Source organism: Bradyrhizobium lablabi, assembly GCF_900141755.1.
GTDB classification, from domain to species: domain Bacteria; phylum Pseudomonadota; class Alphaproteobacteria; order Rhizobiales; family Xanthobacteraceae; genus Bradyrhizobium; species Bradyrhizobium lablabi_A.
The window spans coordinates 731,931-744,332 of the sequence record NZ_LT670844.1; the positions used below are offsets into that span (position 1 = coordinate 731,931).

14 protein-coding genes are annotated in these 12,402 nt (G+C 61.6%); 10 read left to right on the forward strand and 4 right to left on the reverse strand.

Going from position 1 to position 12,402, the window contains the following annotated elements:
- Positions 1-19: 19 nt before the first annotated feature.
- The 3 genes from B5526_RS03510 to B5526_RS03520 all read left to right on the forward strand — a co-directional run bounded on the left by B5526_RS03510 (position 20) and on the right by B5526_RS03520 (position 2,889).
- On the forward strand, positions 20-1,777 hold the full coding sequence (locus B5526_RS03510; protein WP_154071113.1) for an ATP-binding protein: 1,758 nt from the start codon (positions 20-22) through the stop codon (positions 1,775-1,777).
- Positions 1,778-1,887: 110 nt separating this feature from the next.
- Positions 1,888-2,466, forward strand: a complete 579-nt coding sequence (locus tag B5526_RS03515) for a peroxidase-related enzyme (RefSeq protein ID WP_079536918.1) — start codon at positions 1,888-1,890, stop codon at positions 2,464-2,466.
- 132 nt (positions 2,467-2,598) lie between these two features.
- A complete protein-coding gene (locus B5526_RS03520; RefSeq protein WP_079536920.1) occupies positions 2,599-2,889 on the forward strand; it encodes a DUF1330 domain-containing protein in 291 nt (96 codons plus the stop codon).
- A gap of 222 nt (positions 2,890-3,111) precedes the next feature.
- On the opposite strand, the gene B5526_RS03525 is transcribed toward B5526_RS03520, so the two are convergent.
- Entirely contained in the window at positions 3,112-3,750 is a 639-nt protein-coding gene (locus B5526_RS03525; RefSeq protein WP_079536922.1) for a ParB-like protein, read from the reverse strand.
- Positions 3,751-3,858: 108 nt separating this feature from the next.
- Between B5526_RS03525 and B5526_RS03530 the strand changes: the two genes are divergently transcribed.
- The 7 genes from B5526_RS03530 (at position 3,859) to B5526_RS03560 (ending at position 9,675) form a co-directional block, all read left to right on the forward strand.
- Positions 3,859-4,746 carry an ion channel gene (locus B5526_RS03530; protein WP_079536924.1) on the forward strand — a complete coding sequence of 296 codons (888 nt, stop codon included), beginning with the start codon at positions 3,859-3,861 and terminating at the stop codon, positions 4,744-4,746.
- Positions 4,747-4,833: 87 nt separating this feature from the next.
- The gene (locus tag B5526_RS03535) at positions 4,834-5,241 is read left to right on the forward strand and encodes a hypothetical protein (protein ID WP_079536926.1); all 408 of its coding nucleotides are present in this window, start codon (positions 4,834-4,836) and stop codon (positions 5,239-5,241) included.
- A 193-nt stretch (positions 5,242-5,434) separates the two neighbouring features.
- On the forward strand, positions 5,435-5,716 hold the full coding sequence (locus B5526_RS03540; RefSeq protein ID WP_002711294.1) for an acyl carrier protein: 282 nt from the start codon (positions 5,435-5,437) through the stop codon (positions 5,714-5,716).
- 9 nt (positions 5,717-5,725) lie between these two features.
- Positions 5,726-6,196, forward strand: coding sequence for a 3-hydroxyacyl-ACP dehydratase FabZ family protein (locus B5526_RS03545; RefSeq protein ID WP_079536928.1), 471 nt, complete (start codon positions 5,726-5,728; stop codon positions 6,194-6,196).
- Complete coding sequence (locus tag B5526_RS03550; protein ID WP_079536930.1) at positions 6,193-7,413, forward strand: beta-ketoacyl-ACP synthase; 1,221 nt, start codon at positions 6,193-6,195, stop codon at positions 7,411-7,413. The genes B5526_RS03545 and B5526_RS03550 overlap by 4 nt, the downstream gene beginning before the upstream one ends.
- Positions 7,414-7,441: 28 nt before the next feature.
- Positions 7,442-8,719: a beta-ketoacyl-ACP synthase gene (locus tag B5526_RS03555; RefSeq protein WP_079536932.1), complete on the forward strand. Its 1,278-nt coding sequence runs from the start codon at positions 7,442-7,444 to the stop codon at positions 8,717-8,719.
- Between the two features lie 20 nt (positions 8,720-8,739).
- Positions 8,740-9,675 carry a lipid A biosynthesis lauroyl acyltransferase gene (locus B5526_RS03560; RefSeq protein ID WP_079536934.1) on the forward strand — a complete coding sequence of 312 codons (936 nt, stop codon included), beginning with the start codon at positions 8,740-8,742 and terminating at the stop codon, positions 9,673-9,675.
- A gap of 1 nt (position 9,676) precedes the next feature.
- Here the strand turns inward: B5526_RS03560 and B5526_RS03565 are convergent, their stop codons facing one another.
- Genes B5526_RS03565 through B5526_RS03575 form a run of 3 tightly spaced genes read right to left on the reverse strand, consistent with a single transcriptional unit; the run spans position 9,677 to position 12,304 of the window.
- Positions 9,677-10,789 carry a polyamine ABC transporter substrate-binding protein gene (locus B5526_RS03565; RefSeq protein ID WP_154071114.1) on the reverse strand — a complete coding sequence of 371 codons (1,113 nt, stop codon included), beginning with the start codon at positions 10,787-10,789 and terminating at the stop codon, positions 9,677-9,679.
- 14 nt (positions 10,790-10,803) lie between these two features.
- Positions 10,804-11,967: an aminotransferase gene (locus B5526_RS03570; RefSeq protein WP_079536936.1), complete on the reverse strand. Its 1,164-nt coding sequence runs from the start codon at positions 11,965-11,967 to the stop codon at positions 10,804-10,806.
- Positions 11,968-11,974: 7 nt separating this feature from the next.
- Complete coding sequence (locus B5526_RS03575; RefSeq protein WP_079544663.1) at positions 11,975-12,304, reverse strand: rhodanese-like domain-containing protein; 330 nt, start codon at positions 12,302-12,304, stop codon at positions 11,975-11,977.
- Positions 12,305-12,402: the final 98 nt, after the last annotated feature.

Sequence of the window (12,402 nt, forward strand, 5' to 3'; positions counted from 1 at the left end):
TCCTGACCCAAGTCATGACATGCCAGGTTCAACCACTGTGACATCCTTTGGACGTGTGATTTCGGTGCGTGGGTCCCTCGCCCGGGTCGGACTTCTGGCGGTGAGCCAGATGAGCCTCCCGCAGGTGCGAGCTACCGTCGGCCGCTTCATCAGCATCCGCTGCACAAATTCCACCATCGTCGCCATGATCACCGAAGTGTCATGCGAGAACCTGCCGACCTCCGACACCTACATTGCCAGCGCCTCGGTCGACCTGCTCGGCGAAATTCTCGGCGTCCCGGACCGCCCCAAATTTCAGCGCGGCGTCACCAATTATCCGACGATCGGCGATGCCGTCGACCTGATCACCAACCAGGAGCTTCGCACGGTCTATGCGCCGAGCGGCTCGGACCAGATCAATATCGGTACCCTGCAGCAGGATCCGTCCGTCATCGCCTATGTCGATGTCGAGGAGATGCTCTCTAAGCACTTCGCGGTGCTCGGTTCCACCGGCGTCGGCAAGTCGACCGGTGTGTCGCTGCTGCTGAACGAGATTCTCAAGTCGCGGCCGAATTTGCGGATTTTCCTGCTCGACGTGCACAACGAGTATGGCCGCTGTTTCGGCGAGCGCGCGCTGGTTCTCAACCCGCGCAATCTGAAGCTGCCGTTCTGGCTGTTCAATTTCGAAGAGATCGTCGACGTGCTGTTCGCCGGCCGGCCCGGAGTGCCCGAGGAACTCGACATTCTTGCCGAAGTGATTCCGGCGGCGAAGGGAATCTATACCCAGTACCAGAACTCCGACCGGGTCGGATTGAAACGGGCCGATCCCAAGGCGGTCGGCTACACCGTCGATACCCCGGTGCCTTATCGACTGGTCGATCTGATTTCGCTGATCGACGAGCGCATGGGCAAGCTCGAGAACCGCTCGTCGCGGATCATCTATCACAAGCTGATTTCGCGCATCGAGACCGTGCGCAACGATCCGCGTTACACCTTCATGTTCGATAACGCCAATGTCGGCGGCGACACCATGGCCGAGGTCATCAGCCATCTGTTCCGGCTGCCGGCCAACGGCCGGCCGATGACCATCATGCAGCTCGCCGGCTTCCCGGCTGAGGTCGTGGATTCCGTGGTGTCGGTGTTGTGCCGGATGGCGTTCGATTTCGGGCTGTGGAGCGACGGCGTCTCGCCGCTGTTGTTCGTTTGCGAAGAGGCCCACCGCTACGCCTCCGCCGACCGCAATATCGGTTTCGGGCCGACCCGCAAGGCGGTCTCGCGGATCGCCAAGGAAGGCCGCAAATACGGCGTCTATCTCGGGCTCGTCACGCAGCGTCCCGCCGAACTCGATGCCACCATCATTTCCCAGTGCAACACGCTGTTCACGATGCGCCTTGCCAACGACCGCGACCAGGCGCTGCTGCGCTCGGCGGTCTCGGACGCCGCGGCAAACCTGTTGTCGTTCGTGCCCTCGCTCGGCACCCGCGAAGTGCTCGCCTTCGGTGAAGGGGTGGCGCTGCCGACGCGCTTGCGCTTCAAGGAAGTGCCGCTGCATCAACTGCCGCGCAGCGAAGCCACCATCTCGACGGTGCCCTCGGTTGCCGCCGGGCACGACATGCATTTCGTCGGCGCCGTGCTGGAGCGCTGGCGCGGCGCGACCTCGAGCCGCGACGTTCCCAACGATCCCTCCATCAATGAACGCACACAGGTTCGCCAGATGTCGGCGGAATCCCCGATGCTGCAGCCGTCGATGGGGCTCGATCCCGACCGGTTTTCGCTGCTGAAGAAGCCGCTGCGCTGACGAGGCGGTCGCGGCCCCCCGTCGCTCACGTCAAGCACGCCTTGCGCGGATGCCGTCATCGACTATGATTCCGCCGACCGCATTATGCGGCGTGAGCCGGAACCCGCTCCATGACCCAGCCCGTTGCAAAACGCTTCCCGACGCCCGCCATCGACAGCCTGCCGCACGATATCCGCGGCCGCCTCCTGGCAGTGCAGGAGAAATCCGGCTTCGTTCCGAATGTGTTCCTGACGCTGGCCTATCGGCCCGACGAATTTCGGGCGTTCTTTGCCTATCACGACGCGCTGATGGAGAAGGACGGCGGCCTCACCAAGGCCGAGCGCGAGATGATCGTGGTCGCGACGTCCGCCGCCAACCAATGTCATTATTGCGTGATCGCGCACGGGGCGATCCTGCGCATTCGCGCCAAGAATCCGCAAATCGCCGACCAGATCGCCGTCAACTACCGCAAGGCGGATATCACGCCCCGCCAAAAGGCGATGCTCGACTTCGCGATGAAAGTCTGCACCGAGCCGCACAGGATATCCGAACCGGATTTTGCGACCGTCGCCAGCCACGGTTTTTCCGACGACGATATCTGGGATATCGCCGCGATCGCCGCCTTCTTCGCGCTGTCGAACCGCATGGCCAACGTCACCGACATGCGCCCGAACGACGAATTTTATCTGATGGGCCGCGTGCCGAAATAGACCGGCCGCCTTCGGCAGTTCGTAGGGCGGATTAGCCGAAGGCGTAATCCGCCGAGAGAAAGAAAAGTAAGATGGCGGATTACGCTAGCGCTAATCCGCCCTACGGTCTGATGCTGGTTCGCGAGGTAAGGAATGAAAGCGTATCTGGTGCTCGACTTGTCGGTGAATGACTTAGGTGGTTTCAGAAAATACATCGCTGAAATCCCTGCATTCATCGCAAAACATTCGGGAAAATACATAGTTCAAGGGGTTCAGCCAACGACAATTGAGGGTGATTGGAAACCCGAACGCATGGTCATCATCGAATTTCCAGAACGCGAAAAGGCAGAAGCATTTCTAAGTGACCCTGAAATTCAAGACCTGTTCAAGGTGCGCCACGATACGACGACGAGTAAACTGGTGCTTGCCGATGGGTGCACGTAACCGCCTGCCTTCCGAGTGAGATATGGGGACGAACTATCCTACACTCCTGCTGAGGGCCGAAAGTCGTCCCATTGCGTGACCGACCGACTACTTTTATCCGTCGGGGTTTTTCAACAACCTGCTACAGCATGATCCGGAAAAGTGGGTACCGGTTTTCCGAAAAGATCATGCTCGGACAAAAAGATAGAGCGGGATGACGCTTCGAAGAAGAGTCATCACGCTCTAATCGTCCCCCGCGGGACCGCACCAGCCGGGCAGATAGATCGCATCCTTGGTTTTCGCCAGCGCCAGGCTTTTTTCCATGGCTTTGTCGAAATTGGCGTCCACGCTTGCGCGCGACATCTGACGGCGCAGGAAATCCGCCCACAGGAATTCGCTGAACGGGGTGGTGTCCTTGGCAAAGCCGCCGGAGCGCCGCAACTCGCCGGCGAGGCTGCGGAAAGGGTCGTCCTTGAGGTCGGTGATCGATTTCGGCAGGTCCTTGAAGTGCCGGCGTTCACCCTTGGCGTCGTAGGGATAGACCCATCGCTTGTTGTCCATCACCCCCCAGAACGCGTCGCGCTGCACCATGGTGAGATCGCCGATCACGGTGACGAGAATGTCCTCGATGCCTTCCTCGTGAAGCGCGCGCGCCAGATGATGATGGTCGACGACGTAGTAGCGCTTGTCCGATCCGAGAACCACCGGGATCATATGTCTGCCGAGAAACTCGCCCTGTGTTTTCTTCGACTTGTGCTCCTTCCAGTACTCACGCAAGCGGTTGCGCTTTTCCTTCACTTCCCTCATTCCGACGGTCATCTGCGTCGGACGCAGCGAGAGGATCGGGACAGCATGAAGGATCGGTTCGCGCGTATTGGCCATGGCTTGAAACCCCTTGTCTGACGCCTAAAAACACCGTCTGAAATCGGACCGACTATGCCATGATGGCAGGGGCGAATAAATGCCCTTGCTGGTTGAGAGATCTGGAAGATGGTTAAGAGTGTGAGCGAACGAACACCGAAGGCGCGGGTGGTGCGGCTTGGCGGCCGCGAAATCATCGTCGCGGAAGGCCAGCATCTCGGGTTTTGGGCCGACATCAGCCATCGCTGCATGACCGCCTCCTGGCCGTCCTTCATCGCCGGAGCCGCGCTGGTGTTCGTCGTCTTCAACGCGATTTTCGCAGGCTTCTACTGGATTGCAGATCAACCGATTTCGAACGTGCCGGGCGGCGCCTATATCGACTATCTCTATTTCAGCATCGAGACGCTCTCGACCGCCGGTTACGGCGACATGCATCCGCAGACCCATTACGGGCATTTCATCGCCGCGACCGAGCTGTTCACCGGCATCTTCTCGATGTCGTTGATGACCGGGTTGATCTTTGCGCGCTTCTCGCGACCCAATGCCCGGCTGCTGTTCGCCGATAATCCGGTCATCTCGAGCCATGAGGGCAAGCCGACGTTGATGGTGCGCTTCGTCAACGAGCGTCACAACATCATCGGCAACGCCGCCGCCAAACTGTGGCTGATGAGGAACGAGGTGAGTGTGGAGGGCGGGACGTCCCGAAGGTTCTACGAGCTGCCGCTGGCGCGAAGCGAGCACCCCGCGCTCGCTTTGAGCTGGACGCTTTACCATGTCATCGACGAGCAGAGCCCGCTTTACGGGCTCGACGCGGACGACTTCGCGGCAGCCGATGTTTCGCTGGTGGTCGTGGTCTCCGGATACGATGTTGTTGCGGCGCAAACAATCCACGCCCGAAAGAGCTACGATTATCCCGCGGTTCGTTTTGGGCAGCGCTACGCCGATATCCTCGATCGCACCGAAGACGGCCGCCTCAGGATCGACTACGGCAGGTTCCATGAGACCCTGGAGGGGTAGTTTATCGCATCGGTACCATGTCAACATTTTCTTGAGACACGCGGCGAGCGTGCTAAATAACATCAGGAAGTTCCGGAACTGACCGCCGTGAAAACCCAACAGCCCATCGCATCCGAAGAAGAGCACCGCGTGCTCCAATTCCGGCCGCGCACGATCGCGCAACATCAAGGCCAGCTTCGGGAACCGGGCGACCGCACGGTCAAGCAGGACGCTGTTAAGCAGGGCGCAATTAAGCAGGGCACTATTAAGCAGGGCATCACTAAGCAGAATCTGCGGGGTGCGGCGAATGATTTGTCGCGCTATGAGCGAGACCGCACCGAGCCGGACGATTTTCGCCACCGCATGCTGGCCAACCTTGCGGCTTTGGCTTTTACCATCGCGCTGACCGCGGTCGGAATCTGGCTCGCCATGAACATCGCCGATCTGCGCAAGACCCAGGACTGCGTGCTGATGGGGCGGCGCGATTGCGCGCGCATTTCCACAGCGCATTTCTAGCGTTGCAGCCTGCCGTTAGCTGTTTTGGCCCCGATATCGGGCCCGGCAGCGCGGGCCCGGCTCCATTGAACTCAGGGCGTCGCTCCGATATACGGGCACTCGACTCCGGACCCGTGGATGGGGCATTCCGGGGCGCTGCGCCCCCCTGCCGTGCCATCCTGGAATTTATCCTCAATATATCAAAGGCTTAGTGATGTCCTCCACATTCGATCAGGTCGCCACGATTATCGCTGAAACCTGCGACATCCCGCGCGACACGATCACGCCCGAAAGCCACGCCATCGACGATCTGGGGATCGACAGCCTGGATTTTCTCGACATTGCGTTCGCGATCGACAAGGCGTTCGGGATCAAGCTGCCGCTGGAAAAATGGACGCAGGAGGTCAACGACGGCAAAGCCACCACCGAGCAATATTTCGTCCTGAAAAACCTCAGCGCGCGCATCGACGAATTGGTCGCCGCCAAGGGCGCGTAACCGCGAATCATGCATCTCGAATATTTCCAGCTGATCGACCGCATTCTCGACCTCAACACGGCAGAGAAGACCATTACGGCCGAAGCGCGGGTTCCCGAAGTGAACACCATCTTTGAGGGCCATTTCCCGGGTCACCCGATCATGCCCGGGGTGTTGCTGATTGAATCGATGGCGCAGACCTCGGGTTGGCTGTTGCTCGCGCTGATGAAGTTCGAGCGGATGCCGTTTCTGGCCGCCGTCAAGGAAGCCAAGATGCGCGGCTTTGTATCGCCCGGGGAGTTGCTCACGATCGAGGCCAACGTGCTGCACGAAGGCTCGGGCTATGCCATGACCGAAGCGCGGGTGAAGGTCGGCGGCAAGTTGAGGTGCAACGCGACGATCACCTTCAGCCACGTCCCCTTCCCCAATCCGGAATTGCGCGGACACATGGATGCGGAGGCCAAGCGCGTCGGCTTTCCCCAGCAGGCGCTCCTGCCATGACCGAGACGACCGCTTCGAACCAGGGACCGGCGCAAGTGTCGACGGAAGTCTGGATCACCGGCATCGGACTTGCGACCTCGCTTGGCGAGGGGCTCGATGCGAACTGGGACGCGCTCAATCAACGGCGCATCAATGTCGATGAAAAGGGCTTCGCGCCCTACATCGTTCACCCCTGGGCGCAGGTCAATCTCGACGCCCAGATCCCCAAGAAGGGCGACCAGCGCCAGATGGAAGCCTGGCAGCGCATCGGCACCTACGCCGCCGGGCTCGCGCTCGATTCGGCGGGCGTCAAAGGCAACAAGGAAATTCTGGGCCGGATGGACATGGTGATCGCCGCCGGCGGCGGCGAGCGCGACCTCGCGGTCGATACCGCCATCCTCAATGCGGAAGCGCAGGGCAATTCGGCGCCCGGCTTTCTCAACGAACGGCTGATGAACGATTTGCGGCCGACACTGTTCCTGGCGCAGCTCTCCAACCTGCTCGCCGGCAATATTGCCATCGTCCACGGTGTCTGCGGCACCTCGCGCACCTTCATGGGCGAGGAAGCCGCCAGCATCGATGCGGCGCGGATAGCGCTGGCGCGGATCGCCGCCGGCCAGAGCGACATCGTGCTGATCGGCGGCTCGCAGAACGGCGAGCGCAAGGACCTTTTGGTGCTCTACGAGTTCGGCGATTTCAACCTCAAGGACAAATTCGCTCCCGTCTGGGCGCGTCAGGACAACGCCGGCTTCGCGCTCGGCTCCGCGGGCGCCTTTCTTGTCGTCGAGTCCAAGGCGCACGCGATCGCGCGCGGCGCCAAGCCGTTTGCGCGCCTGACCAACGTCGTCGCCGATCGGTCGCAGCGCAAGCAAGCCGGCGACGTCAAGGCGACGCTGGAACAACTTTGGTCGAAGCTCGGCAAGCTCAGGGGTAACGGCGCCATCATCACCGGCGCCACCGGCGCCGAACCGGTCACGTCGGAGGAACGATCCTTCCTCAGTGAACACAGGGATTTCGCGGTGCGCGCGACCGGCACCATGTTCGGCCACACCATGGAAACCCAGTTTCCACTGGGACTGGGCCTGGCGGCGCTCGCAATCTCGCGCGGCGCGCTGTTTCCGCCGAACGATTCCTCAGGGCTAGAGATTGAAATGTCCAAGCCGCCGGCCCAGATTGTAGTCGTAGGCGCAGGTCACTGGCGCGGCGAAGGGATGGCGCTCGTCGAGGCCATCAAGTGACCGTTGCGGTTTGACCGGCGGGGGAAACATGACAGCACCACGCGACAAATTCGGAAGACCGATCGTCGTCGTCACCGGCATGGGCATCGTTACCTCGCTCGGCGCCGGCAGGACCGATAATTGGGCCAAGCTCACCGCGGGAGAATCCGGCATCCGCACCGTCACCCGCTTCCCGGTCGATGGCCTGAAGACGACCATGGCGGGCACCGTCGATTTCGTGACCGTCGAGCCATTTTCCTCGACCGGCCTGACGGAGCGCCTCGCCGAACTCGCCACCGAAGAGGCGCTCGAACAGTCCGGCATCGGCTCTAAGGGCGACTTTCCGGGGCCGCTGTTTCTGGCCGTCGCCCCGGTCGAAGTCGAGTGGCCGCAGCGACAGGAACTCGGACGCGCCGTCGGAAAGCAGGAACTCAGCTATGACGACCTGCTGCGGATCAGCGGCGGCGGAAAGTTCATGCCCTATCATCGCCGTTTCATGTTCGGCTCGGTGGCGGGACATCTCGCGGAAAAATTCGGCACCAAGGGTTCGCCGATTTCGCTTTCGACCGCCTGCGCCTCTGGCGCGACCGCGATCCAGCTTGGCGTCGAGGCGATCCGCCGCGGCGAGGCTGACGCCGCCCTCTGCGTGGGGGCCGACGGCACCGTCAATCCGGAAGCGATGGTGCGGTTTTCGCTGCTGTCCGCGCTCTCGACCCGGAACGATCCGCCCGAGGCGGCGTCCAGACCATTTTCCAAGAACCGCGACGGTTTCGTGATGGCGGAAGGCGCCGGCGCGCTGGTGCTGGAAAGCTATGAGGCCGCGACCGCCCGCGGCGCGCCGATCCTCGGTGTGCTGGCCGGCTGCGGCGAATTGACCGATTCATTCCACCGCACCCGGTCGAGCCCCGACGGCAAGCCGATCATCGGCTGCATGCTGAAGACCCTGGCCGACGCCGGCATGACGCCGGAACAGATCGACCACATCAACGCTCACGGCACCGCGACGCCTGAAAACGACAAGATGGAATATCTGACGACCTCAGCGGTGTTTGGCGAACTGGCCACCAAAATCCCGGTATCGTCGAACAAGTCGATGGTCGGCCACACCATCTCGGCGGCGGGCGCGGTCGAAGCCGTGTTTTCGCTATTGACGCTCGAACATCAGAGAATTCCGCCGACCATCAATTATGAGACGCCGGATCCGGCGATCCTGTTCGACGTGGTCGCCAACACGGCGCGCGACGCCCGCGTCACCGCGGTGATGTCGAACTCGTTCGGCTTCGGCGGCCAGAATGCCTCGCTGATCCTGACGCGCGAACCGCTCTGACAAGCGCGCCGCTTGCAACCATGAACCGCCGGCTCCTTCGCACCAAGGCGCGTGTTCGCGACGCCGCCAAGCCGATGACGGAAGCCGCACTAGGCGCGCTGACGGTAGCGTTGCTGCGCACGACGCGCTATTTCGATCCGGTCAAGACCGCCGATTTGTTCGGCCGCGTTACGCGCTTCATCGGCCGCAGGCTGCGTGAGGACCGGATCGGCCGCGAGAATCTCAAGGCCGCCTTCCCGGAAAAATCTCCTGAAGAGATCGAAACCATTCTGGCCGGCGTTTGGGACAATCTCGGTCGCATCGGCGCCGAGTTCGCCCACCTCGATCACATCTGGGACTACGACGCGGATCATCCCGAAAAGGAGAGCCGCATCGAATTCGGAGCGCGAACAAAACAACTGTTCGATCAGCTCAGGGACGACGGCAATCCGGCGTTGATCTTCACAAGCCATCTCGGCAGTTGGGAACTGCCCGCGTTGGGCGCGGTCGCGCACGGACTGGATTGCGCCATCCTGTACCGGCGGCCGAACATCGAATCGGCTGACCGTGCCATTGAGCGGATCCGCGCGGTCAATATGGGGACGCTGATTCCGGCCGGCCGTGAGGCGCCGCTCAAACTCGCAGAAGCTCTGAAAAACAACCAGCACGTCGCCATGCTGGTCGACCAGTATCTCACCAACGGCGTCGAGGTGACGTTCTTCGGCCGCAAGACCAAGGCCAATCCGATGCTGGCGCGGCTGTTGCGGCAGGTCGAGTGCCCGATCCATGGCGTGCGCATCATCCGCCTGCCCGGTTATCGTTTTCGCGCCGAGCTGTCGGAAGAGGTAAAGCCGGTGCGCGACGCCTCGGGCCAGATCGACATTGCCGGCACGATGCAGGCGGTCACTTCCGTGGTCGAGGGCTGGATTCGCGAATATCCGGATCAGTGGCTGTGGCTGCATCGCCGCTGGCGGTAGCCTATCTGCCCGTCTTCACCTTGGTCCACAGCCGGTTGATGACGCGCTGGGTCGCCGGATCGCGCGCGGTGATGACGAACAGTTTTTGCAATGTCGCTTCGTCCGGATAGATGTTCTTGTCGTCGAGGATTTTCGGGTCGACCAGCTTCTGGCTCGCCACATTGCCGTTGGCGTAGGACAAAAAATCCGAGTTCTTGGCCGCGACCTCGGGCCGGTAGAGGTAATTGATCAGCTCATAGGCCTCCGCGACGTTGTTGGCATCGGTCGGGATCGCGAAATTGTCGAAGAACATCTGCGCGCCCCCTTGCGGGATCGCGTAGCCGATCTCGATGCCGTTGTTGGCTTCCGCCGCGCGGCTGCGCGCCTGCATGATGTCGCCCGACCAGCCCACCACCAGACAGATCTCGCCCGTCGCCAGCGCGCTCAGATATTCCGAGGAATGAAACTTGCGCACATAGGGCCTGATCTTGCTGACGAGATCGGCGGCCTTTTCCAGGTCTACCTGCTTGGTCGAATTCGGATCGAGCCCGAGATAACCAAGAGCTGCCGGGAAAATGTCGTCGGCGGAGTCCAGCATGTGGACGCCGCAGTCTTTGAATTTCGCGAGATTCTCCGGCTTGAAGACGATGTCCCAACTGTCGATCCTGGCATCGGGGCCGAGGATTTTCTGCACGGTCTTGACGTTGTAGCCGATCCCGGTCGTGCCCCACATATAATTGGCGGCGAACTGATTGCCGGGGTCGTAGACCGCAAGCTGCTTTGTCACCACCAGCCAGGCGTTGGCGAGGTTCGGCAGTTTCGATTTATCGAGCTTTTGGAAAACATGCGCGGTGATCTGGCGTTGCAGGAAATAGGCGGTCGGGACGACGACGTCGTAGCCCGATTTTCCCGCCAGCAACCGCGTCTCCAGCGTCTCATTGGCATCGAACGTATCGTAGACCACCTTGATGCCGGTTTCCCTGGTGAAATCCTCCAGCACCCCCGGCGCGATGTAGTTCGACCAGTTGTAGAAATTAACGGTGCGCTCCGCAGCCTTCGCCGGCAGCGAGAACGCCGCGAGGATCGCGGCGATCGCCGCGACAAACCGGACTTGAGGAGAGGTCAAGCCGCGCATGGTTCTTTGATCTCCTATCGGCGGTGCACTGCGTCCGACAAGCGTTCCAGCGCGGTGTCCAGCGTTGCATCCTTCTTGGCAAAGCAAAACCGCACCACCGACGTCACCGCGTCCTTTTCGTAGAAAGCCGACACCGGAATGGCGGCAACCTTGTAGTCGGTCACGATGCGCTTGCAGAACGCCTCATCGGTCTCGTTGAGGCCGAGCGGGGAAAGATCGACGGTGAGGAAATACGTGCCTTGCGAGCGCAGCACCGGAAAGCCGATGCGCTCCAGGCCTTCGGTCAGACGATCGCGGCTCCGCGCCAATTCCTTGCGCATGTCGTAGAAATAATCGTCCGGCTTGGCGAGCCCATAGGCCACCGCCGCCTGCAAATTGGGCGCGGTGGTGAAGGTGAGAAACTGGTGCACTTTCGCGGCTACCCGCAGCAGCGGCGGCGCGGCGCAGACAAAGCCGATCTTCCACCCCGTCAGCGAAAAGATCTTCCCCGCCGAGCCGACCTTGATGGTGCGGTCGCGCATTCCCGGAATGGTGATCAGCGGAATGTGCTCGCGGCCGTCGAAGATCACATGCTCCCAGACCTCGTCGCAGATCGCAACCGTGTCGAACTCCTGACAGAACCGCGCCAGAAGTTCGAGGTCCTCGCGCGGGTAGACCACGGCGGCCGGATTGAGCGGATTGTTGAACAGCACCGCCTTGGTCTTGTGGTTGAAGGCACCTCGCAGCATCTCCTCGGAGAGCCGCCAATGCGGCGGTTCGAGCCGCAGCAAACGCGGGATGCCGCCGGCCTGGCGAATGATCGGCAAATAAGAGTCGTAGACCGGCTGGAACACCACGACCTCGTCGCCGGGCTCGACCATGGCAAGGATTGCTGAGGTCAGCGCCTCGGTGCCGCCTGACGTCACCATCACTTCTGTCATCGGATCGAGGTTGAGACCGTGCCAGCGGCCGTAATGCGCCGCGATCGCCTGGCGCAGTTCCGGGATGCCCATCATCGAGGGGTATTGATTGTAGCCGTCCATCACGGCGTCCGACGCCGCGCGGCGGATGTCTTCGGGGCCGGGATCGTCCGGAAAACCCTGGCCGAGATTGATGGCGTTGTTGTCGCGCGCGAGCTGCGACATTGCCTCGAAAACCGTAACGGGAAGATCCGCGAAGATCTTGTTCGTGGAGGTCATGAGCCGGTCAGCCGCCGGTTTTGGTCGGCAATCCCGCGGCCTTCCAGGCCAGCATGCCGCCCGCGAGGTGCTTGTCGTAGGCAAGACCAGCGGCCTGGGCGGCCAGCGACGCCGTCACCGATCGTTTGCCGGAACGGCAGGCGAAGACAACCTGTTTGCCTTGCGGATCGGGAATATCCTCCGGGTCGAACGCCGACAGCGGGACAACGACGGCACCCGGATAGGCCTCCACCGCAACCTCATTCGGCTCGCGGACGTCGACAAGGAGGTAGCGGCCCTCGGCCATGCCCTTCGAGACTTCCTCTGGCGTCAAATCATGCACCTGGCTCACGCGAATTCCTCCCAAACGATTGCTAGATTGCGCGCATTCCGAAAACCCGGCAAGCGCCTGATCTTCTGTTCGAGCATGAGCTTCCCGGAAAACCGGTTCCCACT

Bases quoted from the DNA above. Each gene is read 5' to 3' on its own strand.
- B5526_RS03510 (WP_154071113.1), top strand. From the start codon at position 20: ATGCCAGGTTCAACCACTGTGACATCCTTTGGACGTGTGATTTCGGTG.
- B5526_RS03515 (WP_079536918.1), top strand. From the start codon at position 1,888: ATGACCCAGCCCGTTGCAAAACGCTTCCCGACGCCCGCCATCGACAGC.
- B5526_RS03520 (WP_079536920.1), top strand. From the start codon at position 2,599: ATGAAAGCGTATCTGGTGCTCGACTTGTCGGTGAATGACTTAGGTGGT.
- B5526_RS03525 (WP_079536922.1), bottom strand. From the start codon at position 3,750: ATGGCCAATACGCGCGAACCGATCCTTCATGCTGTCCCGATCCTCTCG.
- B5526_RS03530 (WP_079536924.1), top strand. From the start codon at position 3,859: ATGGTTAAGAGTGTGAGCGAACGAACACCGAAGGCGCGGGTGGTGCGG.
- B5526_RS03540 (WP_002711294.1), top strand. From the start codon at position 5,435: ATGTCCTCCACATTCGATCAGGTCGCCACGATTATCGCTGAAACCTGC.
- B5526_RS03545 (WP_079536928.1), top strand. From the start codon at position 5,726: ATGCATCTCGAATATTTCCAGCTGATCGACCGCATTCTCGACCTCAAC.
- B5526_RS03550 (WP_079536930.1), top strand. From the start codon at position 6,193: ATGACCGAGACGACCGCTTCGAACCAGGGACCGGCGCAAGTGTCGACG.
- B5526_RS03555 (WP_079536932.1), top strand. From the start codon at position 7,442: ATGACAGCACCACGCGACAAATTCGGAAGACCGATCGTCGTCGTCACC.
- B5526_RS03560 (WP_079536934.1), top strand. From the start codon at position 8,740: ATGAACCGCCGGCTCCTTCGCACCAAGGCGCGTGTTCGCGACGCCGCC.
- B5526_RS03565 (WP_154071114.1), bottom strand. From the start codon at position 10,789: ATGCGCGGCTTGACCTCTCCTCAAGTCCGGTTTGTCGCGGCGATCGCC.
- B5526_RS03570 (WP_079536936.1), bottom strand. From the start codon at position 11,967: ATGACCTCCACGAACAAGATCTTCGCGGATCTTCCCGTTACGGTTTTC.